Annotated in this window: 1 protein-coding gene; it reads right to left on the bottom strand. The window is 70.2% G+C overall.

The annotated features are described in order from the left end of the window. Nucleotides 1-1,205, bottom strand: a 1,205-nt coding sequence (locus tag DBR34_RS21395; RefSeq protein WP_219928293.1) for a fimbria/pilus outer membrane usher protein, incomplete at both ends; no start/stop codon positions are given.

The following is a 1,205-nucleotide window of genomic DNA, read 5'->3' on the forward strand; positions in this document are numbered from 1 at the left end:
CAGCGCTCCTGCAGGCCCTCGCCCCAGCGCACGCTGACCTGGCCCGAACCGGCCACGCCATTGAGAAACAGGCGGCTGCCTTGCCCGGCCACGCCGACCACGCGCCCCTGTGCGTCCAGCACATCGGCGCCGAACGGCACCGCGCGGCCGTCGGCCAGGATGGTCTGGACGATCAGCGCACGGCCGGCGCGGCTGTCGTAATCCAGCTTGACCACTGCACCTGCACGCGGCACCACGCGCCGGTTGGTTTCCTTGAAGGTCACGCCCATGCCGGCACCGCGCGGGTCCAGCGCAATATCGTTGAGCTGGTAGGGGATCAGGTACGGCACCACGGCATAGCCACGCGCGTCGATGCGCGTGCCGTGGCCGTTCTCCACCCGCGCACCGGCCGCACCGGGCGCATGCACCAGGCCGATGGTGTCGCCCAGCGGCGGCGACAGGGTCACTCCACCGGCATGCAGCACCACGCCGCCGGACATGCCCGCACCGAACTGGTGGTAGGCCGGGCCGCGGCTGGCGGTGGCGGTGAGCTGGCCGTACTGGCTGGCGTACTGCCCGTTGACGTCCAGCGTGTTGGCCGAGGCGGCGCGCGACAGGCCGGCGCCCCAGCTCAGCCGGTCGTCGCTGCCGGCGCTGCCGCTAACAGCCACGCGGGTAGTGTTGCCCCCTTGCTGGGAGCGGTTGAACAGCGCAGTCATCGACGGCGCGCGCGGGGCGCGGCCCAGCGGCATGCTCAGGGTGAAGTACAGGCGCGTGTCGCTGCGTTCATTGCGCAGCGCCGGCGCTGCCACATCGATGCCGCCGGGGATGCTGTCGCGCAGGCCATCGGCCTGCCACGGCGACAAGCTGTCGCGGGTACGCTGCACCGACAGGCCATAGCTCAGCGAACGCCACTGGTTGCTGTAGCCGGCGGTGAAATCCAGCTGGCGGCCGGGGCTGTTCCAGTAGTCGCGCTGCGAACCGATCAGGTACAGTTGCCCGGTGCGCTCACCCAGCCGCTGGTTGACGCTGACGTCCATGCGGTTGCGCTGGCGCGACACGATGTTGCTGCCTTCGCCGCGCGCGCGTGCATCGCGCATCAGGGTCAGGTCGGGCAGGCTGACAAAGCCGCTGGTGGAATAGCGGTACGCCGCCATCGCCAGATCGGTGCCGCTGGCGGTGAAATTCTTGTTGTAGCTCAGCCGCATGCTGGCTCCATGCCGGTC

The sequence above is a fragment of the Stenotrophomonas sp. HMWF003 genome (assembly GCF_003061285.1).
Lineage (GTDB): Bacteria > Pseudomonadota > Gammaproteobacteria > Xanthomonadales > Xanthomonadaceae > Stenotrophomonas > Stenotrophomonas maltophilia_AP.